This window comes from Streptomyces sp. Z26 (assembly GCF_003665095.1).
Taxonomy (GTDB): domain Bacteria; phylum Actinomycetota; class Actinomycetes; order Streptomycetales; family Streptomycetaceae; genus Streptomyces; species Streptomyces phytohabitans.
Map to the genome: position 1 here is coordinate 3485165 of NZ_RCHV01000002.1, position 22984 is coordinate 3508148.

Annotated in this window: 19 protein-coding genes, 1 tRNA gene, 1 other RNA gene and 2 pseudogenes; 7 read left to right on the forward strand and 16 right to left on the reverse strand. The window is 74.3% G+C overall.

The genetic code is table 11. The features are described 5' to 3' along the window. Positions 1-25: 25 nt before the first annotated feature. From D7M15_RS15510 to D7M15_RS15560, 11 genes and pseudogenes are all read right to left on the reverse strand, one after another. Positions 26-1297 (reverse strand): beta-ketoacyl-[acyl-carrier-protein] synthase family protein, encoded by a 1272-nt coding sequence (locus D7M15_RS15510; RefSeq protein WP_121518058.1) that lies wholly within the window; start codon positions 1295-1297, stop codon positions 26-28. Then, complete coding sequence (locus tag D7M15_RS15515) at positions 1294-2331, reverse strand: acyl-ACP desaturase (protein WP_121518059.1); 1038 nt, start codon at positions 2329-2331, stop codon at positions 1294-1296. The genes D7M15_RS15510 and D7M15_RS15515 overlap by 4 nt, the downstream gene beginning before the upstream one ends. Further along, the gene (locus tag D7M15_RS15520) at positions 2328-2666 is read right to left on the reverse strand and encodes an acyl carrier protein (RefSeq protein ID WP_121518060.1); all 339 of its coding nucleotides are present in this window, start codon (positions 2664-2666) and stop codon (positions 2328-2330) included. Before D7M15_RS15520 ends, D7M15_RS15515 begins: the two co-directional genes overlap by 4 nt. 191 nt (positions 2667-2857) lie before the next feature. Next, complete coding sequence (locus D7M15_RS15525; RefSeq protein ID WP_240649324.1) at positions 2858-3883, reverse strand: 3-oxoacyl-[acyl-carrier-protein] synthase III C-terminal domain-containing protein; 1026 nt, start codon at positions 3881-3883, stop codon at positions 2858-2860. Between the two features lie 96 nt (positions 3884-3979). Next, positions 3980-5041, reverse strand: coding sequence for an NAD-dependent epimerase/dehydratase family protein (locus D7M15_RS15530; RefSeq protein ID WP_121518061.1), 1062 nt, complete (start codon positions 5039-5041; stop codon positions 3980-3982). Beyond that, positions 5038-6855, reverse strand: coding sequence for a fatty acid CoA ligase family protein (locus D7M15_RS15535; RefSeq protein ID WP_127201755.1), 1818 nt, complete (start codon positions 6853-6855; stop codon positions 5038-5040). Before D7M15_RS15535 ends, D7M15_RS15530 begins: the two co-directional genes overlap by 4 nt. Next, positions 6848-7846 carry an alpha/beta fold hydrolase gene (locus D7M15_RS15540; protein WP_121518063.1) on the reverse strand — a complete coding sequence of 333 codons (999 nt, stop codon included), beginning with the start codon at positions 7844-7846 and terminating at the stop codon, positions 6848-6850. The genes D7M15_RS15535 and D7M15_RS15540 overlap by 8 nt, the downstream gene beginning before the upstream one ends. Before the next feature lie 322 nt (positions 7847-8168). After that, positions 8169-9514 (reverse strand): annotated as a pseudogene (locus tag D7M15_RS15545) (ABC transporter permease). A 452-nt stretch (positions 9515-9966) separates the two neighbouring features. Continuing rightward, positions 9967-10725, reverse strand: a pseudogene (locus D7M15_RS15550) (ABC transporter ATP-binding protein); the annotation flags it as partial. A gap of 447 nt (positions 10726-11172) precedes the next feature. Then, complete coding sequence (locus tag D7M15_RS15555; protein WP_121518064.1) at positions 11173-11859, reverse strand: class I SAM-dependent methyltransferase; 687 nt, start codon at positions 11857-11859, stop codon at positions 11173-11175. Positions 11860-12255: 396 nt separating this feature from the next. Further along, on the reverse strand, positions 12256-13179 hold the full coding sequence (locus tag D7M15_RS15560; protein WP_121520836.1) for a MerR family transcriptional regulator: 924 nt from the start codon (positions 13177-13179) through the stop codon (positions 12256-12258). Between the two features lie 242 nt (positions 13180-13421). Here D7M15_RS15560 and D7M15_RS15565 point away from each other — a divergent pair, with 242 nt between their 5' ends. Next, complete coding sequence (locus D7M15_RS15565) at positions 13422-14018, forward strand: CrcB family protein (RefSeq protein WP_121518065.1); 597 nt, start codon at positions 13422-13424, stop codon at positions 14016-14018. Then, positions 14015-14389 carry a fluoride efflux transporter CrcB gene (gene crcB, locus D7M15_RS15570; RefSeq protein ID WP_121518066.1) on the forward strand — a complete coding sequence of 125 codons (375 nt, stop codon included), beginning with the start codon at positions 14015-14017 and terminating at the stop codon, positions 14387-14389. The genes D7M15_RS15565 and crcB overlap by 4 nt, the downstream gene beginning before the upstream one ends. Before the next feature lie 504 nt (positions 14390-14893). Here crcB and D7M15_RS15575 read toward each other — a convergent pair. Together D7M15_RS15575 and D7M15_RS15580 are read right to left on the reverse strand one after the other, a co-directional pair. Further along, a complete protein-coding gene (locus D7M15_RS15575; protein ID WP_121518067.1) occupies positions 14894-15859 on the reverse strand; it encodes an alpha/beta hydrolase in 966 nt (321 codons plus the stop codon). Between the two features lie 119 nt (positions 15860-15978). Beyond that, positions 15979-16437, reverse strand: a complete 459-nt coding sequence (locus D7M15_RS15580) for an Rrf2 family transcriptional regulator (protein WP_121518068.1) — start codon at positions 16435-16437, stop codon at positions 15979-15981. An 82-nt stretch (positions 16438-16519) separates the two neighbouring features. Here D7M15_RS15580 and D7M15_RS15585 point away from each other — a divergent pair, with 82 nt between their 5' ends. After that, positions 16520-17377 (forward strand): NAD(P)H-binding protein, encoded by an 858-nt coding sequence (locus D7M15_RS15585; RefSeq protein WP_121518069.1) that lies wholly within the window; start codon positions 16520-16522, stop codon positions 17375-17377. A 106-nt stretch (positions 17378-17483) separates the two neighbouring features. Here D7M15_RS15585 and D7M15_RS15590 read toward each other — a convergent pair whose 3' ends face one another. Beyond that, positions 17484-18119 carry a TetR/AcrR family transcriptional regulator gene (locus tag D7M15_RS15590; RefSeq protein ID WP_121518070.1) on the reverse strand — a complete coding sequence of 212 codons (636 nt, stop codon included), beginning with the start codon at positions 18117-18119 and terminating at the stop codon, positions 17484-17486. 353 nt (positions 18120-18472) lie between these two features. On the opposite strand from D7M15_RS15590, the gene D7M15_RS15595 reads away from it, so the two are divergent. The 3 genes from D7M15_RS15595 to D7M15_RS15605 all read left to right on the forward strand — a co-directional run bounded on the left by D7M15_RS15595 (position 18473) and on the right by D7M15_RS15605 (position 22293). Beyond that, positions 18473-20554 carry a glycoside hydrolase family 97 protein gene (locus D7M15_RS15595; protein WP_165906264.1) on the forward strand — a complete coding sequence of 694 codons (2082 nt, stop codon included), beginning with the start codon at positions 18473-18475 and terminating at the stop codon, positions 20552-20554. A 140-nt stretch (positions 20555-20694) separates the two neighbouring features. Further along, positions 20695-21348, forward strand: a complete 654-nt coding sequence (locus D7M15_RS15600) for a GPP34 family phosphoprotein (RefSeq protein ID WP_121518072.1) — start codon at positions 20695-20697, stop codon at positions 21346-21348. 273 nt (positions 21349-21621) lie between these two features. Beyond that, the gene (locus D7M15_RS15605; protein ID WP_346428811.1) at positions 21622-22293 is read left to right on the forward strand and encodes a DUF3159 domain-containing protein; all 672 of its coding nucleotides are present in this window, start codon (positions 21622-21624) and stop codon (positions 22291-22293) included. A 60-nt stretch (positions 22294-22353) separates the two neighbouring features. On the opposite strand, the gene D7M15_RS15610 is transcribed toward D7M15_RS15605, so the two are convergent. Both D7M15_RS15610 and D7M15_RS15615 read right to left on the reverse strand, forming a co-directional pair. Next, on the reverse strand, positions 22354-22566 hold the full coding sequence (locus tag D7M15_RS15610; RefSeq protein WP_206337372.1) for a M23 family metallopeptidase: 213 nt from the start codon (positions 22564-22566) through the stop codon (positions 22354-22356). Between the two features lie 90 nt (positions 22567-22656). Further along, positions 22657-22741, reverse strand: a tRNA-Ser gene (locus D7M15_RS15615). Positions 22742-22816: 75 nt separating this feature from the next. Here D7M15_RS15615 and ffs point away from each other — a divergent pair. Beyond that, positions 22817-22907: signal recognition particle sRNA small type (gene ffs / locus D7M15_RS15620), an RNA gene on the forward strand. Positions 22908-22984: the final 77 nt, after the last annotated feature.

Genomic DNA, 22984 nt, shown 5'->3' on the forward strand with positions numbered 1-22984 from the left:
GCGCCCATCCGACCCACGAGAGCGCCTACGCGGTGGTGAACAGCGCCGCGTAGTTGTGCCCGCCGAAGCCGAACGAGCAGTTCAGCGCGGCGGACATGGCGACGGGGCGCGGGACGGCGGCCACGACGTCCAGTTTGTGGTCGCCGTCCTGGTGCCCGAAGTTCGCGGTGGGCGGCACCAGTTGGTGTTCCAGCGCCAGCACCGTGTACGCCGCCTCGATCGCGCCCGCCGCCCCCAGGGCGTGCCCGATGACGCCCTTGGGCGCGGTCACCGGCGGCGGCCGGTCCCCGAACACCCGCGTCAGGGCGGCGGCTTCGGCGTCGTCGTTCAGCCGTGTCGACGTACCGTGCGCGTTCACGTGCCCGACGTCCTCCGGTACGCAGCCCGCGTCCCGCAGCGCCGCCCGTACCGCGCGCACCGCGCCCGAGCCGTCCGGCAGCGGCGCGATGGGGTGGTACGCGTCGGTGGACGCGCCGCAGCCGCGCAACAGCGCCCGCGTACGCGCGCCGCGCGCCCGCGCGTCGGCCTCCCGCTCCAGCACCAGCACCGCCGCGCCCTCCCCGAGGACGAAGCCGTCCCGGTCGGCGTCGAACGGGCGCGACGCCAGCTCCGGCCGCTCCCGCCGCCCGGACAGCGCGCGCATCCGCTGGAAGCAGGTGGCCGCCATCGGGGACCGCGACGACTCGCTGCCACCCGTCAGCACCACGTCGCACGTACCGGCGCGCAGCAGATCGCGCGCCACACCGATCGCCGTGGCCCCGGACGCGCAGGCGCTGGCCGTGGTGAACGAGGGCCCGCCCGCGCCGAGATCGATGGCCACCTCGCCCGCCGCCATGTTCGGCACGCTGCGCGGCAGCGCCAGCGGCGACACCCGGTGCGGCCCGCCCTCCGCGAGATGCCGGAACTCGCCCAGGTACGTCTGGAGGCTGTTGGAGCCCACGCCGAGCACGACCCCGACGCGCTCCCCGCACCACGTACGGGCGTCCAGACCCGCGTCCGCCACCGCCCGGCGCGCGGCGACCAGGGCGAGGCAGCCGAACCGGTCGATACGGCGGGCGCGGGACCGGCCCAGCTCGGCCACCGTGTCGAACTCGGGCACGCGGCACGAGAAGTCGACCGGCAACCCGGCCAGTTCGGGGTCGCGGGCGGCGACCGAGCGGCCCGCGCAGAGGGTCGCCCAGTTCTCCGCCACGGTGAGCCCGGCGGGCGTCAGCAGCCCGAGGCCGGTCACGGCGACGGCGTCCGCGCGCGCGGACGTGGCGGTGGACGGGGTGGCGGGGTGCGCTGCGGTGGTCACGGGTGTTCCCCAGGGGTGCGGGCCACGGCGGCGCGTGACGCGGGCGGGGCAGGGGTCGGGTCCGGGCCCGGTCGCGGGTCCGGCGTCGGGCCGTCCGGGGGCGCCGTACGGCTCGTACCACCCGTACGGCGGGACAGGCGGGCGTCCAAGTCGTCGAGGTGGCGGCCGAGTTCGTCGCGGGCCCGCTCGCCCTCGGGCCCGAGGCCGGTCCGCTCCAGCAGCGACAGCGCCCGCACCAACGGCCGCAGCACCCGGTCGAGATGCGTACGCGGGTCGTAGATGCCCGCGACCGCCATCCGCGCCGCCTTGCCGGTGAAGCCGGGCATGCCGTGGCCGGGCATCCGGAACGTCCGCACCACGTCCGTGAACGCCCGCAGGAACGCGTCCGGCACCAGCTCCACCGCGTGCCGGCACAGGTCGCGGTAGAAGACCATGTGCAGGTTCTCGTCCGCCGCGATCCGCGCCAGCAGCCGTTCACCCGCCGGATCGCCGCACGCCAGACCGGTGTTGCGGTGGCTGATCCGGGTCGCCAGCTCCTGCACGGTGACGTACGCGAGACCGTGCAGCAGGGTGGGCTGCTCCAGCGCGTAGCCGCGCGACAGGTGGCGCATCCGCGCCTCCTCCAGCGCGACCGGGTCCACCGCGCGCGTGACGGTGAGGTACGACCGCAGGGCGTGGCTGTGCCGGTCCTCCTCGGCGGTCCACCGGTGCACCCACGTGCCCCAGGCGCCGTCCCGGCCGAACCGGCGGGCGATCTCGTGGTGGTAGCTCGGGAGGTTGTCCTCGGTGAGCAGGTTGACGACGAGCGCCTCGCGTACGGCAGTCGGCAGCGCCGACTGCTCCGGCCGCCACGGCTCGCCGCCCAACGGCCCGTCGTAGGGGCGCCCTTCGCCCCAGGGCACGTACTGGTGCGGGAACCAGGGCCGCGCGGCGGCCAGATGGCGGTCGAGGCCGCGCGCCACGTACGGCTCCAGCTCCACGGCCACGTCCAGCCGCCCGGCGCCGGTCACGGTGCCGGGCCCGACACCGGTCACGGGGCGGGTACGGCGGGCGCGCGACCGGCCTCGGCGTCCGTACCGGCGTCCGTACCGGCGGGCGCGTCCGTACCGGCGGCCTCGGCCGCGTCCGTGCCGTGGCGTTCCAGCAGGGCGGCGGCCTCCGCCAGGGTGCTGGTGGGGCCGAGGTCCGCGTCGGTGTCGGCGAGGACCATGCCGAGTTCGCCCTCGGCCACCACCAGCATCTCCATCAGCGCCAGCGAGTCCATCTCCAGGTCCCCGAAGGTGGTTTCGGGGAGGAGCCGCGCGCGGTCGAGGTCGAAGTGCTCGGTGAGCAGGTTCGCGAGGGTGTCGAAGACGGGCTGCTGTTCCATGGTGAGTGCCCTCCGGATAGGGGGAGTTCGGGTCTCGTACGTCGAAGTGCCGGGTACGTGTGGTGAGTCGGTCGGGTCGCTGGGGTGCGCCGCGGTGCGGGGTGGTGCGGTCGGGTGCGGTCGTGGGGAGCGTCACGCCGGGCGGCGGCCGTACGCCTCGCGCGCGCCCACCGCCCGTACGGCTCCGCCCGTCACAGCCGCAGCAGCGCCAGGCCGACGCTGAAGCCGCTCGCCAGCCCGACGAGCGCCACCAGGTCGCCGGGCCCCGCCCGCCCCGACTCCCGGGCCAGGGCCAGTTGGAGGGGCAGCGAGGCGGAGGCGACGTTGCCGTGCTCGACGACGGTGGCGAGGCTGCGTTCCACCGGCAGGCCGAACTCGGCGCAGCAACGCCGGTACTGCGGCAGCGAGATCTGGTGCACCGCGACGAACGCGCTCTCCCGCGCCCGCGCGACCTCCTCGGCGTGGGCGTCGAGGAAACGCGGCACGTGCCGCCGCCCGGTCTCCACCAGGTCGCCGTTGAGCCGCAGGGTGCACACCTCCTCGTCGTCGCCGCGCGGATGCATCGAGCCGCCCGCCATGACGGTGCACACGTCCCAGGAGGCGGAGTCGGCGCTGAACACCGTGGCGAGGACGCCCGGTTCGCCGTCGCCCGCCGGTCCGGCGGTGAGCAGCAGGGCGGCGCCCGCGTCGCTGACGGTGTAGCCGGGGGAGGCGGTACGGAACGCGCGCAGGTCCGGCAGGTGCCAGCGGACGGCGAGCGTCGGGGCCTCGCCGCAGGCGATCAGCACCGTGCCGTACTGGCCGGTCTCGATCAGGGCGCGGGCGACCTGGAGGGCGTTCAGCACGCTGTTGCAGGCGTTCTTCACGTCGAACGCCGGGCAGGTGGCGCCGAGTTTGGCGGCGACCACGTGCGCGGTGGCCGGTTCGATCAGGTCCTGCCCGGAGGACGCGAACAGCAGCAGGTCGACGTCCGCCACCGTCACCCCCGCCTCCTCGAGGGCCTTGCCCGCGGCGGCCACCGCCAGGTCGGAGCACTGCTCGTCCGGTTCCTTGACGTGGACGCCCCGGATGCCGGACAGCTCCAGCGCGCCGGGCGGCGGGACGAACGGGCTGCCCGCGGCGGCGATACGCGCCCGTGTCTCCGCCATGGTCCGGTACCCGTGCGGGAGATGGACCGAGGTCGCCAGCAGCCGGGCTTGTGAGGAGCGCTTCAGCACCGGTTCACCGTAGCGCCGTGTGACCCGTTTCACCTCTTCTGCGGGAGTATCCGGCTGGATGCAACACAGGAGAGTGAATAGGTGTGTTGTACCGCTTTACCGCGTGCCCGTCGCCCGCCCGTACGCCGTCCCCCGCCCGGTCCCGTACGCCGCACCGCGCGCTCTCCCGCGCGCCCTCGCGTACGCCTCCGCCGTGCGCCGCAGACCCTCCTCCGTGGAGACCTCCGGCACGTGACCGAGGTCGCGGCGCGCCGCCGAGACGTCGAACCAGTGCGCCGTGCACAGGTAGTCCACCAGGCCGCGCGTCACCACCGGTTCGCCCGGCAGCCGCAGGACGCGGTGCGCGGGCTCCAGCACGGCGCCCGCGGCGCGCACGAGGACCGGCGGCACCGACCGTTCCACGGGCGGCAGACCGGCAGCGGCCAGCAGGGAGTTGAGGCAGTCCCGTACGGTGCGCGGCTCGCCCTGGCTGACGAAGTACGCGCGGCCCGCCGGGGGCGCCCCCGGCGCCAGCAGCGCCAGCGCCCGCACGTGCGCGTCGGCGGCGTCGTCCACGTACACCGTGTCCGTCAGTTTCCGGCCGCCCCCGGGGAGGCGCAGCAGCCCACCGCGCGCGCGGCGCACGATCCGCGGCAGGAAGTGCGGGTCACCCGGCCCCCACACGAGGTGCGGCCGCAACGCGACCGTGCCCAACCGGGCCGGGTCGGCCGCCAGCACGAGCCGTTCCGCCACCGCCTTGCTGCGGGCGTACGGGGTGGTGTGGCGGCGCGGGTACGGGTGCGACTCGTCGACGCCCGCCAGGTCGCCGCCGCCGAAGACGACGCTCGGCGTGGACGTGTGGACCAGCCGGGGCACGCCGTGGTGGAGGCAGGCGGCGACGACGTTCCGGGTGCCCGTCACGTTGACGGACCGGAACTCGTCGGGCGGCCCCCACAGCCCCGCCCGCGCCGCGCAGTGCACCACCGCGTCGCACCCGGACACCGCGGCGGCGACCGCGTCCGCGTCGCGCACGTCGGCGAGGTGCTGCCGTACGGCGAGGGCGTCCGGCAGCGCGTGCGGCGTACGGCTCAGCCCGTGCACCTCGTGGCCCGCCGCGGCGAGCCGCGCGCACACCGCGCCGCCGAGGAAGCCGGAGGCGCCCGTCACCAGGACCCTCACCGGAACCGTCCCCCACGCAGCCCACGGGCGGCCCAACGGGCCAGCCGCGGACGGTCGATCTTCGAGTTGTGCCGTACGTCGACCGGCAGCCCCGGGTGGAACAGCACGTGCCGTACGGCCCGGGTGTGCGGGAACTCGTCGAACCGCGCCAGCACGTCCGCCGCCAGCCGCCGCCGCTCCTCGCGGTCCGGCCGCCCCTCCGCCTCGACGCACAGCACCGGCACGTACGCGACGGGTGCGCCCGCCGCGTCCCCGGCGTCCTCCGGGGCGACGCCGACCAGCGCGCTGCGGCGCACCCCGGGGACGGTGTGCGCGACGGGCTCCACCTGCTCCGGGTACAGGTCGCCGTCGGCCGTCCGCACCCGCTGCACCGCGCGCCCGCACAGCCACAGCCTCCCGTGCTGGTCGAACCGGCCCAGGTCGCCCATGCGGTGCACCGTGCGCCCGCCCTCGCGGATCTTGGCGAGCGCGGTGCGGTCCGGCAGGCCCTCGTAGCGCTCGGTGGTGCTCGGCCCGGCGACGGTGATCTCCCCGACGGTGCCGGGCGGCACCTCCAGCCCGTCGTACCACTCCGGCAACGGGCCGGGGGTGTCGACGATGACCCGTACGGTGCTCTCCCGCAGCGGCCACCCCACGCACGTACCGTGCCCGGCCTCGGTCAACCGCCTTACGTCGCCCAGCAGTTCACGGCTCTCCAGGGCGCTCACGGGCATCACCTCGGTCGCGCCGTACACGGACGTGACCATCGCGTCCACCGGCAGGAACGGGCGCAGCCGCTCCGCCGTACGCGGATCGAGGGACGCGCCGCCGCACACCACCGCCCGCAACGAGTCGAGCACGACGCCGTGTTCGGCGCAGTACCGCGACAGCCGGTCCAACGGCACGGGCGACGCGAACAGGCCGACGACACCGAAGCGGCGGATGTCCCGTACGAGCAGCGCCGCGTCCATCGTCGCCGGGTGCAGGAAGTCCATCTCCGGGACGACCATGCTGTAGCCCAACGCCGAGCCGCCCAGCGCGAACGCGGGCAGCGTCGACATGCCCACCTCGCCCGGCTCCAGCGGCCACACCTCGCCCGCCATGCGCAGCTGCGCGGACATGTGGCGCGCGCGGTACTCGACGGCCTTGGGGAGCCCGGTGGCGCCCGAGGTGAAGGCGAGCATCGCGACGGGGTCGGAGTCGGGGTCGGGCGCCGGTACGTCCGTATCCGGCGCGAACTCCCCGTCCCCCGCCATCCGTTCGGCGTCCGCGTCCTCCGGCGACACCTCCCGTTCCGCCGCCGCGCTCCGCGCGCACAGCCGCTCCAGCGGCACCCCGTACAGGCGCGACGCCTGCCCGCCGACCACGATCGGCAGCCGTACGCTCCGCCGCCCCCACCCGAGCAGCAGCCGCGCCGCGTGGGCGCGCGGGACGCCGATGAACGCCTCCGGCGCCACCCGTTCCAGGCACGCCTTCACGGCGGACTTCGCGATCCCCGGGTCGATCAGCACCGGCACCGCGCCGATCCGGCTCAACGCACCCGCCAGCGCCACCAGTTCGGCACCGGGCGGCACCATCAGGCACGTACGGGTGCCGGGCCGCAGCCCGCCGTACGCCAGCGCGCGGGCGTACGTGTCGCAGCGCGCGCTCAGCTCCCCGTACGTCGTCTCCGTGTGCTCGCCGTCGCCCGTCGGACGGCGCAGGGCGACCGCGTCCGGGTGGTCGCGTGCCATCTCCTCGACGACCGCGAGGAGTTCGGCCGCGCGGGCCACCCCGGCGTCCGGGCCCACCGACCCGTCCGCCGCACCGTTCCGTCCCTCCAGCCCGTCAAGCACGCGTCCCCCCAGGGGTGTTCGCTGCGTCCGTCGTGCCCGTCGTGCCCGCCACTCCCGCCGTCTCCGCCAGGAACGCCCGTACGTCCCGCGTCACGCCCGACGGCGCGTCCTCCAGCAGCAGATGGCCCGCCTCCGGGTACAGCCGCGGCCGCGCGTGCGGCATCCGGCGCAGCCACTCCGCCAGCACCCGGTCGTCGAAGACCGGGTCGCGCATGCCCCAGCACAGCAGCGTCGGCACGTCCCGCAGCACCTCCAGCCCCTCACCCAGCCGGTGCGCCAGGTCCCAGCCGGGGTCGGCCGGGCGCAGCGGGATCGCCCGTACGAACTCCTCGACGGCGCGCCGCTCCTCGACCCGCGCGTACGGCGCGAGGTACGCGCTGCGCACCGCCCGCGGCATCCGCGTCCGCAGCCCCAGGTACGTGACGCCGCGCGCGAACAGGTTCCCCCGGTGGCTCAGCCGCGCCAGCGCCGCCGAACCCCGCACCGCCCGCAGCCCCCAGTGCAGGCGGTGGCCCTCCGGCCACGGGAACGCCATGGAGTTGAGGACCACCAGCCGCGCCACCCGCTCCGGACGCGCGCACGCCCAACGCAGCCCCAACGGCCCGCCCCAGTCGTGCACGACGAGCGTCCAGCCGTTCTCCGGCGCGCCCTCCTCCCGTACGAGATGCCGGACGAGCCCCTCCACCCGTTCCGCGCGGGCCTCGAAGCCCTCCGGCGTGAACGGCTCCGCGGGACGGCTGGAGAGGCCCATCCCGCCCAGGTCGGGGGCCACGCAACGGTGGTCGGCGCGGAGGCCGCCGACGAGGTGGCGCCAGTAGTAGCTCCAGGTGGGGTTGCCGTGCAGCATCAACACGGGCGGGGCGCCCGAGGGGCCCTCGTCGACGTAGTGCTGCCGTCCGGCGGAGCTGTCGAACCAGCGGCTGCGGAAGGGGTAGTCGGGGAGGACGCGGGGGCGCGGCCGTGCCGTACCGGCCGTCAACTGGTCTGTCATCGCTTGAACAATGGCAGCGCCGGGGCGGCGGCGACCGCCCCACGGAGCGCCGCACCCGGCATTTCACGCGATGGGATGACCGCGGACGCGACGGCCTGACGGCGGGCCCGGAAACACGTACGGCCGACACCGCCGGACCACCTCGGGTGGGGTCCTGTGCTGCGGGCGTCGACCGGAAACTCGTCGCGGGTTGGGTGTGACGGGGTGGTGTGGGTGTGTGTCGTAAGGGGGTGGGGCGGTGTGTGTGCATGGGTGGAGGGCAGCCCCCGGGGGTGTGGGCTGCCCTCCTGTCTGTGGGCCGGTGTGTCCGGCTGGTGGCTGTTCAGACGGCCGCCGTGATGGTGTCGACTGCGGGGGTCTGGAGGGAGCGGCGGGTGGTGCCGAGGCTGGTGAGGAAGGTGACGGTGGCGGCGAGGGCGGTGACGGTGATCCAGGTGCCGGGGCCTTGTTCGGGCCAGACGGTGTCGGTGCGGACGATGTTGTAGGGGAGGATCCCGACGATTCCGGCGAGGGTGCCGAAGGTGACGCCGGTGGCGGTGAGGACGAGGGATTCGACGGCGACCATGATCTGGACCTGGCGGGGGGTGGCTCCGGCGAGGCGTTGGCCGCCGAATTCGCGGTTCCGGTAGGAGGTCGCGGCGTAGAGGGTGTTGATGAGCATGATGCAGGCGAAGGCGATGATGATGCCGACGATGACGAGGTTGAGGGATTCGAGGTTCTTGTCGTCGGCGGTCTTTTGGACGCCGTTGGCGTCGAGGGCGTCGCTGGCGATGAGTTGCATGTAGAGGGTGGCGATGGCGACGCCGGTGAAGAGGATCATCGGCATGAGGATGCCGGCGAGTTGGTCGGCGCGGCGGCGCATGTTGTGGACGGTGAGGTATCCGGCGACTCCGGCGAGGAGTTGGATGGGGCGTCCGTAGATGGCCAGGAGGGCGCGCAGGAGGTGGGGGAGAAGACGGCGAAGCCGATGGAGGTCATGACGGCGGCGTAGGCGGCGGGTGCCATGAGGGCGGGTTCGGTTTCGTCGATGGCGAAGGTGGTGGCGGCTGCGCCGGCGGCGAGGACGAGGGCGGTGATGCCGCCGATGGTGCGCCAGCGGGCGCGGGCGGCGTCCTTGGCGGCGGTGGTGGTGGGGTCGCTGGTGGCGCGGCGGACGGCGAGCCAGGCGGCGCCGACGGAGGACAGGAGGGTGATGGAGGTGCCGGTGGACAGGGCGATGGAGCCGAAGGCGTAGTCGACGTTGTCGGCGACCTGGTTGGAGTCCTTGAAGGAGGAGACCAGGAGGCGTCCGGCGAGCATGGCGGGGAGGATGGCGAGGGTGGTGGCGATGACGGCGACGAAGGCTGCTTCGCCCATGATCATGCGTTTGATCTGTGCGGGGGTGGCGCCGGAGCAGCGCAGGAGGTGGATCTCGTCGCCGCGTTGGCGGACGTTGACGGTGAGGGTGGAGGCGACGGCGAAGAAGACCAGGAGGGTGCCGTAGCTGCCGACGACGCCGCCGGTGGTGGAGAGGATCTCCTCGCTCTGGGCGTCGATCCCGGCTTGTGCGGCGGTGTCGTGGAGGGAGTTGAACATCATCACGATGCCCGCTCCGAGGAACGCGGAGAGCAGGGTCGCCGCGAATCGTCCCGGGCGTTCCTTCACGGAACGGAAAGCCAGCTGCAACATCAACCTCACGCACCCATCCGCAGAACGCTGTAGTCATCGAACCGGTAGTCGTTCTTGTACGGGTTGTCGTAGACGGGCGCCGCGTAGAGGGGCGTCGAGTACGTCGGGGCGCTGTGCACCGCGGCGGCGGGCGCCGGCGGGGCGGGCGGCGGGAACGGCATGACGATCGTGGGCTCGTCGTAGGTGGGGGCGCTGTACGTACGGGGGCGGTGCGTACGGGCGGCGGCGGGCGCGGCGGCAGCGGCGGGCGTACCGGCCGTACCGGGCGCGGACACCGTGGCCATCCGGGACATCGGCCGTACCGAGGGCATCGGCGGCACCGACGCGAGGGGGGAGGCGGGGGCGGGGGCGGCCGGGGCGACCCGGATGCCCGAACCGCCGTCGTCGCGACCGCCGTCGCCGTGGTGGCCACCGCGCGGCCCGCCGTGGTGGGGGGTGGTGTCGTGGTCGGGGTCGCCGAGGTGGGCGAGGCGTTCCGCGACGGCGTCGGCGGTCGGGGCGGTCATCTGACCGGCCAGCTTGCCGTCCGCGAGGAAGATCACCGAGTCCGCGTACGACGCGGCGACCGGGTCGTGGGTCACCATGACCACCGTCGCCCCGTGGAACCGCACCGTCTCCTGCAACAGGCTCAACACGTCCCGCGCACTCCGGGTGTCCAACGCCCCGGTCGGCTCGTCCGCGAAGATCACGCTCGGGTCGGTCACCAACGCCCGCGCCACCGCGATCCGCTGCCGCTGACCACCCGACAACGTGTCCGGACGGTGGTGCAGCCGGTCACCCAACCCCACCTGCCCCAGGATCCGTTCCGCCCGCGCCCGGTCGATCCGCCGACCCGCCAACTTCAACGGCAACGTCGTGTTCTGCACCACGTCCAACGTGGGCAGCAGGTTGTACTGCTGGAAGATGAACCCGATCCGGTCCCGACGGAACCGCGTCAACTGCGCCTCCGTGGCGCCCGACATCCGCTCACCGTCGACCAGGACCATCCCCTCGTCCGCCCGGTCCAACCCCGCCGCGCACTGCAACAGCGTGGACTTGCCCGAACCCGACGGACCCATCACCGCGGTGAACGATCCCGACGCAAGACTGAGGCTCACATCGTCCAACGCCTTCACCGCGTTCTCCGACGTGCCGTACGACTTCGTGACATTCACAAGACGCAGCGCCTCCGCACTCTTGACGGCACCCGCCCCACTCTTGCGACCAAACATCACTACCCCAATCCGTCGGACGCTCTCTGCGCCACACCCACAACCTACGCAGCCGCAACCGCCCACACATGGGGCCCACAACCCAAACCCGGGGTGGTGTTACGTACACCCCTACAGCCGTTCGACAACCCCTGTTCGGGGGGTGTGCGGCGCCGACAGGGGAACCGTTTCGGCACCCGGGGGACGGGGCCGGCCCACGGGTGCGCCGGGCCGGAACGGGTGTGAGCAGGCGCAACGCGGCGGACGTACGGGTGCGGGGTCGCGCGGGCGTACGGGGCGCGGGCGGGCGGCGGTGGCGGGCGCGCGGGGACGGCCGGTCGGCGGGCGGGGGGACGTACGTACCCCCACCGCGAGCGCGTACGGGAACGGGGCGGGGGCGCGTACGGGGACAGGGACGGAGGCGGGCCCGCCGGGGCAACGGGGCGGTCGCGTGCGGGAGTTCGCGCGCTACGCCGCGTCGCCCGCCGCCGGGGGCTTCCGCGCCAGCAGGAACGCCTGCGCCGTGCGCTCCGCGAACGGTCCCTCCTCGTCGCGCTCGCGCGAGAGCCGCGCCCGTACCGGGAGCCCGGCCCCCGCCAGCAGCTCCTCGATCCGTTCCGGGCGCCGCCGGTGGAAGTCCAACGACACCGGGTGGCCCCATGCCTCCGTCAGCCGCAGCGGCTCGTCCCCGACCTGGAACGCCAGCAGCAGATGCCCGCCGGGTGCCAGCACCCGGCTGAACTCCCCGAAGACCGTGGGCAGTCGGTCCAGCGGGATGTGGATCACCGAGTACCAGGCGAGGATGCCGCCGAGCGTGCCGTCCGGCACGTCCAGCGCCTCCATCGAGCCCACCTCGAAGCGGAGTCCGGGCTCCGTCTGCCGCGCCACCCCGATCATCCCCGGCGACAGGTCCACCCCGGACGCGGTCAGCCCGAGCCCGGCCAACTGCGCGGTCATCCGCCCAGTACCGCAGCCGACGTCGAGCACCGGCAGACCGCCCTCCGTGCCGTGGCCGCGCACCAGCTCCGCGAAGGACGCGAGCATCGCGCGGTCGAGGGGCTTGGCCGCCAACTCCCCGGCCGCGCGCCGGGCGTACTCGGTGGCGATGGTGTCGTACGAGGCGCGGGTGTCGCGCGCGTAGTCCGGTTCGGTCACGCCGGGACCCTACTCCCGCCGCGGACCCGTGGTCGGCGCGGGGCGGCGCCCGCCCGACGCCCCCGTACGGGGTGCCGGGCGGACGCCCACCGGGTACACGGCGGTCGCCGGACCTGCGACGACGCCGCGTCGCGGCGCGCGGCGCGGGGGCGCGCGGGACGCGCCGTGGACCGGGTCGAGGCACGCGGCGGGCGAGGGGCGCACGGGAGCGCGGCAGGGAGCGTACGCGAGGCGGTACGGGGGTGCCGGCGGCGGACGGCCGTACGGGACACCCGATCCGGCACCCGCACGGCGCGCACCTCGGCGCCGACTCCGGCCGCGCGCCCGCCGACTGCCCCGACATCCGTTCGCCGTCCGCCCGACGCCCCGCCCGACGCCCGTCCGCCGCGTGCTCGTTCAGGCGGCACGCAGAGCCGCGACGAACCACTCGAAGGCCGGTACGGACTCCGGGAACGGCGGCCGTCCGTTGAGCACGCCCAGCAACTGCCAGTAGCGCTCCACGCGTCGGTCCGTGAAGGTGTCCACCTGGTCGGCCAGACGCAGCCGTTCGGCCCGCGGCAGGTCCGCCGTCAGGACGTGGCCCAGCACCGCGCGGGCCTCCGCGCCGCCCGGGTCGGTACCCGCCGCCAGCGCCGCCCCCGCGTGCTCGACGACCCGCGCGGGGTCGTACGGCATGGCCGCCGGTCCACCCGCCGCGCCGTCCGCGTCCCGCGTGCCCGCCTGCGCCATCTCCCGTACGCGCTGCCGGAATCCGGCGTCACCGACCAGTTCGGCCAGCTCCACCCAGGCGTCGACCTGCTCCCGGGTCGGGTCCTCGGGCAGTTCGGCGGGCAGTTGCCGCATCGCCTCGGCCAGCCCGGCGCCCGGCGCGTCCGGGTCGATCCCGTCGAAGACGCGGTCGACGAAGTCGTCGACGACGCGCTGCCGTTCCGCCGCGGACAGTTGCGCGAGCTTGTGCATGAGTGCCATCTCCTCGGTCGTGTCGTGTCGTTCGGCGACCGACCACAGGACCGCGCGGCGCAGCTTGAGCGTCCGGATCTCCGCGTCCAACGCGAGGGCGTGGCGGCGCGCGATCTCCCCGACGCCCACCCGCCCGTCCAGCACCCGCCGTACGGTCTCCAGCCCGAGCCCCAGCTCCCGCAGCGTCCGTACGAGGTCGGCGCGGGCCGCGGCCTCGACGCCGTAGCAGCGGTAGCCGCCGGTCGTACGGGCGGTGGGCGGGACGAGCCCGAGGTCGGACCAGTAACGGATGGTGCGCACGGGGATACCGGTGCGGGCGGAGAGCTGTCCGATGGTGAACAGCTCGCTGTGGTCGTTCACGGACACACCCTCGGCCTTCCAGCGGCTGGAGACTCAAGTCGCTTTCAGGGAAGCACAGCCGCAGCCGGTAACGTGGCCCCGCGAACCACGGTGGCCCGTCGGCCACCGACGGCGGTCCCACGGGCCGCCGTACGGCGGTGGGGCCCGCCGTACCCGAACCGCGGCACCGGCGCCGCCAACGGTCCCTGCTTGCGGTGGACGCACCCGTGCGCGGGTGCCCTGCGGGTGGGAGGAGTGTGTCCGTGGAAGCCAGACGTTCCCGAGCGGTGAACGAGCCCGTCGACCCCGACGTGGACCCCGTCGGCCCCGGTGAGGGCGGGGAGCGGGACCCCGGCGCGGGCCCGCCCGCGCCCCCCGCACGCGGGGAGGCGCCCGTCGTGGCGGCGGTCGCGCTGGGCGGCGCCCTGGGAGCCGCCGCCCGCTACGGGGCGTCGCTGCTCTGGCCGACCCCGGACGGCGCCTTCCCGTGGACGACGCTCGCCGTCAACGCCGCCGGGTGCGCGGTGATCGGCGCCTTCATGGTGCTCCTCAGCGAGGAGTGGTCGGCGCACCGGCTGGTACGGCCGTTCTTCGGCACGGGCGTGCTCGGCGGCTTCACGACGTTCTCCACGTACGCGGTGGACGTACGGCAGCTGGCGGACGCGGGCGCGGGGCGTACGGCGCTGGCGTACCTCGGCCTGACCCCCCTGGTGGCCCTCGCGGCGGTGTGGACGACGGCGGTGGCGACCCGCCGCGCGCTGGCGCGGGGGCGGTCGGCGCGTACGGGCGGCGGGGCGGACGGAGACGGCGACGGTACGGGCGCTGGCGCGCGGGACGGCGAGGGGGAGGCGGGCACGTGAACTGGCTCCTCGTCCTCCTCGGCGGCGCCCTCGGCGCCCCCCTCCGTTACCTCACCGACCGCGCGCTGCGCCGCCGCTTCGGCCCGCACTTCCCGTGGGGCACGTTCGCCGTGAACGTCGCGGGCTGCCTCGCCCTCGGCCTCCTCACCGGCGCCGCCGCGGCGGGCGCCGCCTCGTCCGACCTGCGCCTGTTCGTCGGTACGGGCCTGTGCGGGGCGCTCACCACGTACTCCACGTTCAGCTACGAGACCCTGCGGCTCACCGAGGAGGGCGCCCCGCTGCTCGGCGCCGCCAACGTGGCGGGCACCCTCGCCGCGGGCATCGCCGCCGCCTTCGCGGGCGCCGCGGCGGCCGGGGCGCTGTGGGGGTGACGCGCGGTGGGCCGGGCGTATGCGGCGCTGCGGGGCGGACACCCGTGAGCGGTCACCGTGCGTGTGCTCGCGCGCCGCACACCGTAGGGGTGACGTTCACCGTGCGCAGGCGAGCGGTGCCGTACGGAAGTGGTTGACGGGAAACCGTGTGGCCTTGGTCACGTCGGGTCGCGCTCCGGGACTGTCCTAGTGCAGAGTCCAGCAGCGAGGACGCCGTTCGACGAGCGGCTGTCCTAGTACACCCGGCCCGTTCCCGCTGTTCGGGAGCTGCCGTGGAGGTCACCGTGTCGAGTACGTTCTGCCTGCGGCTCCGATCGGGACTTCCACCGACGGGCGTTGCCGCACCGGCTCCACAGCGGGCTGCTCCGCCTTCGTCTGCCGGTGAGCGCGGAGCGGGCTCCGGCTGCCGTGACCGCCAGGAGGGGAGCGGTCACGGTGGTCGGAGCCGGTCTCCCGCCCGCGCGGCGGGACCGGCCCCGCGCCGCCCGCCCGCCACCGGCCCGCCTACGCGCCCGCGGCCTCCGCCGCACCACCGGCCCCTGACGTACCGCCCGCCTCCGCCGTACCACTCGCTTCCGCCGTACCGCCCGCCTCCGCCGTGTCCGTACCGGCGAGGACCGCGCGCAGCCGGTGTGCGAACTCCTCCGGCTTCCCCTCGAACCCGAACTCGCCGCCCACGAACCCCCCGTGGTGGCTCGGGAACACCACCGCCCGCCGCCCGAACAGCGCGGCCGTCGCCTCCGCCGTGCGCGCCGTCAGCGTGCCCGACGACTCCTCGCCCACCGCGAGCACGACCCGCGTCGGCGCCGCGCGCAGCGCCGCCACGTCCGGGTGGTGACCGCTCACCGCCCAGCAGCGGTCGGACAGCAGCGGGTCGTCGCGCGTGCCGTCGTCCTCCGTCGGCAACCCGAACGTGGCCGGGTCCGGAGCGGGCTGGGCGAAGTACGCCTCGGTCAGCTCGCCCTGCCACGACGTCATCGCGATGAACGCGGCCATGCCCGCGCCCCAGCCCCCGGCCTCGTACGCGTCCCGTACGCCCGCCCGTGCGCGCAGCGACGCCTCGGCGTCCGGCAGGACGGGCAGCAGGGGCGGTTCGTGGGCCACGAGGGTCGTCACGTCGTCGGGGTACGCCGCCACCAGCGCGAGGGCGACCACCGCGCCGCCGCTGCTCGCGAACATCTCCACCGGTCCCGCGCCCAACGCCCCGATGAGCGCGTGCACGTCACCGGCCTGCGTCTCGGGCGTCTGGTCGACGCGGCCGTCCTTGCGGGAGCTGCGGCCGAGGCCGCGCGGGTCGTACGTGACGACGGTGCGGTCGGTGAAGTGCGCGCTGAGCGCGCGGAAGCCGCTGGCGTCCATGGGCTGGCCGATCATGAACAGCGGCGGCCTGCCGTCGGCGGTGGGCAGTGGGCCGTGGACGTCGTAGACGAGGTCGGCGCCGGGGGTCGCGAGTGTCTGGGTGTGCGTCATGCCCGTGCAGACCCGGGCGGCGTCCGGAACTCATCGCGGCGCGCCCCCGGCCCACCGTTCGCCGCCCCGCCCGCCGTACCGCCGTCCGCCGTACCGGGGTGACCCTCACCCGCCGCCCGTCACCCGCCGTCGCGGGGAGGTGCCGTGAGTCCGTGCTCCGGCACGGGCAGCCCGTGCAGCACGTCGCGGACGGTGAAGCGCCGCAGCTCGGCGGAGACCGCGGCGGCGACCCTGCGGTCCAGGTCGGTGAGCATCGACTGGATGTTCCGGCCGACGGGGCACTCCGGTGCGGGTCCGTGCAGGCCCAGGACCGGGTCGTCGCCCTGGAGCAGCTGCCAGACCCGTTCCAGCGTGATGTCCCCGGCGTCGGCCGCCAACTCCCAGCCCCCGTGGGCCCCCGGGCGCGACCGCACCAGCCCGGCGCCGCGCAGCGGGCCGAGGACGCGGCGTACGTAGACGGGGTTCACGTTCGTGCTCGCGGACAGCTCGTCCGAGCTGACGACGCGGCCCTCCGCGCCGCCCAGGTACGTCAGCACGTGCACCGCGACGGCGAACTGGGTGTTGGTGGATCTGGCCATGGAGCCATCTTGCCATTTCGCAATCACTGTGGCTACGGTTGGGTCATTCGTAACCACGGCGATTACAGATCGGAGCTCCACCATGATCGGCATCACCGGCGCGTCCGGCCCCCTGGGGCGGGCCACCACCGAGTTCGTCCTGAAGACCGTCGACCCGTCCCAGGTCGTGCTCACCACACGCAGGCCGGAGGCCCTCGCCGACCTCGCCGCCCGCGGCGTGCAGGTGCGGCGGGCCGACTTCGAGGAGCCGGACACCCTCGGCCACGCCTTCGAGGGCGTCGACCGCCTGCTGCTCATCTCCACCGACGCCGTCGGCGCCCGCCTCGCACAGCAGCAGGACGCCATCGAGGCGGCGGTGAAGGCGGGCGTCAGCCACATCGTGTACACGTCGGTGCCCGAGCCCGTCCCCGGCAACCCGGCCGCCGTCGTCGACGACCACGCGGGCACGGAGCAGGCGCTGCGCGAGAGCGGCGTGCGCTGGACGTCGCTGCGCAACAACCTCTACGCCCACATGCAGGTCGCCACCGTCGAGCAGGCCGCCGCGTCCGGCCGCCTCGTCACCAACAACGGCGCGGGCGCCGCCGCGTACGTCACCCGCGAGGACTGCGCGGCGGCGGCAGCCGCGGTGCTGACCCGCGGCGGGTACGAGGACCAGGCGCTGGACATCACCGGCCCCGAGGCCGTCACCGTCCAGCAACTGGCCGCCCTCGCGAAGGAGTTCGGCGGACGGGACGTCGAGGTGGTGGAGGTCGACGACGAGGCGTACACGGCGGGGCTGACCGAGCACGGACTGCCGGAGCCGGTGGCCCGGGTCGTGGCGTCGTTCGGCGCGTCGATCCGCGGCGGCCACCTCGCGCACGTCAGCGGCGCCGTTGCCGAACTGACGGGCACGGCCCCGACGCCGCTCGCGGAGGTCGTACGGGCGGCGCGCACGTCCTGACCCGTACGGGGCCTCGCGGGGCCGCTCCCCCTCCCGGACGCCACGTCCGGGCAGGGGGCCGTAACCGGTGGCGCGACCGCTCCCGAGGAGTGGCCGCCCCGCCGTCTCAGTCCTGGGCCGCGTCGCCCACCGCGTTGCCCACCGCGCCGCTGGTGGCGGTCCGTACGGCGCGCGCGATGCGGTCCGGGGCGTCCACGAACTGCGCGGGGTCGGCGCCTCCCAGGAGGGCGGCGCCGATGTCCTCGTTGATGACCCGCAGCGCGGCCGAGGTCGCGGCGGCGTGCAGCCGTACCTCGATGCTCTCCGCCGGGAGGCCCAGCCGTTTCCCGACGATCTCGGCCAGCTCGCCCTCGACCTGGTCGCAGGCCATCAACCAGGCCGTACGGAGCGCCGGTTCCTTCTCCGCCAGCAGCACCATCTGCGTCGCCAGGATGGTGTCCACCTGCTCGACGGTGGACGACTCGCGCGCGAACCTGGCCGTCTCCTCCTTGAAGTGCTCCTCCAGGGAGAGGTGCGGGGGCCAGTTGCGCAGGACGGCCATCTCCCACTCGACGCTCCACGCGACGATCGGCTCGGCGCAGCTCTCCTTGCTGCGGAAGTGGCGCCAGATGGTACGGGTCGACAGCCCCACGGCCTCGGCGATCTGGTCACCCGTGGTGCCGTCGACGCCCTGCTTCCAGAAGAGCCGCGCCGCCTCCCGGGAGATCTCCATCCGTACGCGATGGCGCCGCTGCTCGCTCATCCCGCCTCCGCCGCTCCTGGCCGCTGCCACTTCCTGGACCTCCGGTTCCCGTGTGCCGTCCCCCGGGTGCCAGTCTGGCAGTAAGTGACACCGTGCGGCCAGTGCCGCATCCGTGCGCGCCGTTCCCCGTACCCCTCCGCGCCCGTTTCCCGCGTCCCTCCGCGCCCGTTTTCCGCATCCCTCCGCAGCCGCCCGCGCGCCCCTCCGCCGGAAAAGCGACCGCCGCGCGCGCGGAGAGCACGTTCCGGCGGGAGGGGCTACGGAATCGTTGCCGCGCGCGGGGTGTCGAGGACAGGATGACTCCCGTCCGGCGCCGTGTCGGGCATGTCGGGTTGATCGTGATGGAGGGTGACGTGGTCAGCAAGCCGAATCGCCGCAGGGTCCTGGGAGCCGCCGCGGGCGGCGCGTTCGCCGGCGCACTCGCGGGCCCCGCCGCCGTGGCCGCCCCCTCCGCCGGAGGAGCCCCCGCCGCGCCCGCCACCGCGCCGTACACCCGCCGCCCCGTCACCGTCCGCTCCCCGGACGGCGCCCTGCGCGTCACCCTCCGTGTCACGCACGGCCGCCTCACGTACGAGGTGCGCCGCCGCGGCCGTACGGTCGTCGCCCCCTCCGGACTCGGCCTCGACCTGGCCGGACTGCCGTCGCTGACCGGCGGCCTGGTGGTCACCTCCGTACGCCACCGGACGATCGACGAGCGCTGGCGCCCCGTGTGGGGCACCGACGCGACCGTCCGCAACCACGCGCGGGAGTGCGTGCTCCGCACCGTGCAGGCGGCGAGCGGCGTACGGCTCGACCTGGTCGTACGGGTCTTCGACGACGGCGTCGGCATCCGCTACCACCTCCCGCGGCAGGCGGCGCTCGGCGACACGTACACGGTGACCGCCGAACGCACCGAGTTCGCGCTCCCGCCCACCGCCACGAGCTGGTCACTGGCCGCGGGCACCGACTGGAACGCCGACGAACGGCACTACGGACGCGCCCCGTTGGCCGAGGTGCGAACCGCGCAGACACCGCTGACCCTGGTCACCGGGGGCGGCGACCACGTGGTGGTCCACGAGGCGGCGCTGATCGACTACCCGAGCATGACGCTGGCGGCGGACGCGGACCGGCCGGGCACGTTCACCAGCGAGCTGATCAGCCTGCCCGACGGTACGAAGGCACGGCTGTCGGGCGAGTTCTCCACACCGTGGCGGACGTTGACGATCGGCGGCCGCCCCGGCGACCTCGCCGAGTCGCACCTGATCGAGAACCTGAACGAGCCGTGCGCCCTCGCGGACACCTCGTGGATCACGCCCGGCACGTACGTCGGCGTGTGGTGGGAGCTGCAACGCCGCCACACCACCTGGACGGAGGGGCCGCGGCACGGGGCGACGACGGAGCGCGTCAAGCAGTACATCGACCTGGCGCGCGAGGCGGGCGCCCGCCACGTACTGGCCGAGGGGTGGAACACCCGCGCGGGCGGCGAGTGGACCGGCCAGGACTTCCTCACCCCGCAACCGGACCTCGACCTGCCCGAAGTGCTGCGCTACGCCCGCGAGAACGGCGTCGGCTTCGTCGCCCACAACGAGACCCGCGGCTACGTCGACGACTACGAGCGCCACCTCGACGAGATCTTCGCGCGCTACGAGGAGTGGGGCGTCCACGCCGTCAAGACCGGCTACGCCACCCGCTTCGAGCTGGGCGGCGTCCAGCGCAGCCACTACGACCAGGAGGCCGTACGCCACTACCAGCGCGTCATCGAGACCGCCGCCCGCCACCGCATCGTGGTCAACGCGCACGAGGCCATCAAGCCGACCGGTCTGGCGCGCACGTACCCGAACATGATGACCGGCGAGGGCGTCGCCGGGATGGAACAGCACAACTACAAGGGGAAGAACGGAAATCCGCCGGAGCAGGCGACGATCCTCCCCTTCACCCGCTACATCGGCGGGCCCGCCGACTACACGCCGGGCGTACTGGACGTGACGTGGGACCCGGCCGGACTCGGCACCCGCGTACAGACGACGTCGGCGGCCCAACTCGCCCTGTACTCGGTGTTCTTCAGCCCGTTGCAGATGCTGGCCGACACGCCGGAGAACTACCGGGCGCACCCCGGGTTCGCGTATCTGAAGGACATGCCCGCCAGTTGGGACGAGAGCCGGTTCCTGGACTGCGTGATCGGTGACCACACGGTGGCGGCCCGCCGCAAGGGCGACACCTGGTACCTGGGCGCGCTCACCGACGAGCACGACCGCACGCTGCGGGTGCCGCTCCGCTTCCTGGGGCGCGGGCGGTACGTCGCGGAGATCTACCGCGACGCCGCCGACACCGACTGGCACGACAACCCGCTGCCCGTGGCGGTGGAGACGCGGACCGTACGCGCGTCCGCGGCGCTCACCCTCCGGCTCGTCGCGGGCGGCGGCGCGGCGGTCCGCTTCCGCCCGGCGCGCTCCTGAGGGACGGGCGGGCCATCCTCGCCCGATGTGTCACCAAGTGCTACGTTGTCATTTGGTGACACTCGCGATCCCGGTCGCCGTACCGCTCGTACGGCACCCGGGATCGCCGCCCCGACCGGCCCCGGACGTGAGGAAGACCCATGCCCCAGACCCTGCCGCAGCGGCTCTACCTGCTCTGCTACACCGTCGACAAGGGCAAGTTCGAACTCGACAGCATCCAGGGCCGCGGCCAGCTGCTCCGCGCCGGAGCCCTGACCGAACTGGCCCTGGCCGGGCTCATCGGCACCGAGGGCGGCAAGGTGCTGCGCCTCCCCGCCGCGCCGCCGCCCGAACCGTTCGCCGCCCAGGTCTGGCACGACCTGCCCACGGAGAAGCCGAAGAACTGGCTCCGGTTCCTCCACAACAAGGCGCACCTGGCGGAGACCCCCGTACGCGACCAGCTGGTGGCCGACGGCGCCGTCGGCGTCACGCGCACGAAGGTGCTCGGCGTACTGCCCGCCGACCGCGTCGTCGTACACGAACCGGAACGGGTCGCCGCCCTCCAGAAGACCGTACGCGCCGCGGTCGCGCCCGGCGCCGACCCGGCGGCGCTCCCGTTCGACGAGCTGACCATGGCCGTACTCGCGGCGGAGGTCGAGGTGACGAGCGTCTTCGCGCGGAAGGAGCTGCGCGAACACAAGGCGGCGCACGAGGAGTTGGCCGCGCGTTTCGACAAGGTGGTGCCGGGGCTCCGCAAGGCGCTGCGCGACTCGTACCTGTCGAGCCGGGCGGTCGGCGGCGGCTGGAGCGCCTGAGTCCCGCTGGGGTGTACGGGGCCGGTCGCGTACGGGGGTCGGGATCGACCGTACGCCCGCGCGGGGGATGGGCGGGCGAAGTGGGGGCACGTGGACCGCATCCGCGCGACGGCGGGTGCGGTCCTTCGCCGTCCCGTCCCGGCCTCCCGAGCTGACGTGTGACCCAGGTCACTCGACTCGGGGTGGCCATGAGTGTCACTTAATGCCAAGATGGCATTAAGTGACTGCACGGGATCGTGACCGCGTCCCCACCCGAACCCGGAGAACCTCACCATGAACACGCCGCGCACCGAAGAGACCATGACCCTCACCCCGCCCCAGCAGGCCCCCGCGCACCGCCGCAAGCAGGCGACACCGCTGGACCAGATGGGCGGCACCCGGGGCCTCGTCTACTCGACGTTGCCCGTCGTGACCTTCGTCGCCGCCAACGGCGCCCGTGGCCTCAGGACCGCGACCATCGCCGCCATGGCGGTGGCGGTCGGCATCGGCGTCGAACGACTCTGGCGCAAGGAATCCGTACAGCCCGCCCTCGGCGGCGTGTTCGGCGTCGCCGTCGCCGCGGGCGTCTCCTGGTACACGGGCTCCGCCAAGGACTACTTCCTCATCGGCATCTGGGCCAGCCTCGGCGGCGCACTCCTCTTCCTCGCCTCGGTCCTCGCCCGCCGCCCCCTGGCCGGCGTCCTCTGGAACGCCGCCACCGGCCACGGCGACGCCTGGCGCACCGACCCCGTCTCGCGCCGCTACTACGACATCGCCACCCTCGTCCTCGCCACCGTCTTCGGCGCCCGCTTCGCCGTCCAGCTGTACCTCTACGAGGCCGACGAGGTGGGCTCCCTCGGCGTCGCCAAGGTCGTGATGGGCTACCCGCTGCTGGGCCTCGCCCTCCTGGTGGTCGCCTGGGCGGCCCGCAAGTCCAAGCACCGCCTCGCCACCCTCCCCGCCTGACCCCCCCACCCCCGTCGGGCCCCGTCGCGCGAGCGACGGGGCCCGACGGGCGTGTACTCCTCAAGCCGGGGGTGGGGTGAAGTACGTGCCGTCCTTCGGGACTCGGGTGTGCTCCGCCCGCTCGTCGTCGAGGTACTGCCACTCGAAGTGCAGGCCCCGCGCGACCTCCGAGTCGGGGCCTGCCCTGAGTGGGAAGTGCACGTGCGGCTCGGAGGAGTTGCCGGAGTTGCCGCACTCGGCGAGCGCCTGCCCCGTACCGACCCGGTCGCCCACGGCGACCGGCAGTGGTCGTCGCGGGCCAACGACGAAGGCCCCGACCGGCGGACCGGTCGGGGCCTTCGTGACAGCCCGGTGAAGGCTGGGCGGAGGATACGAGATTCGAACTCGTGAGGGGTTGCCCCCAACACGCTTTCCAAGCGTGCGCCCTAGGCCACTAGGCGAATCCTCCGTGGAGAACAGTACAAGACGTCGGAGGGTGCTCGCGAACTCGATCCCCGGTGCCGTCATCGGGTACGGTGAGCGCAGCCCCTCACGTGGCGCTATCTCTCTGAACTCCCCCAGGGCCGGAAGGCAGCAAGGGTAGGAGGGCTCTGGCGGGTGCGTGGGGGGTCCTTGCGTTCCGGGGCTGCGGGCGTGCGGGTCGCGCGTACGGGTCCCACCGGCCGTACGGCCGGTCCGTGCGGCCCGCCGG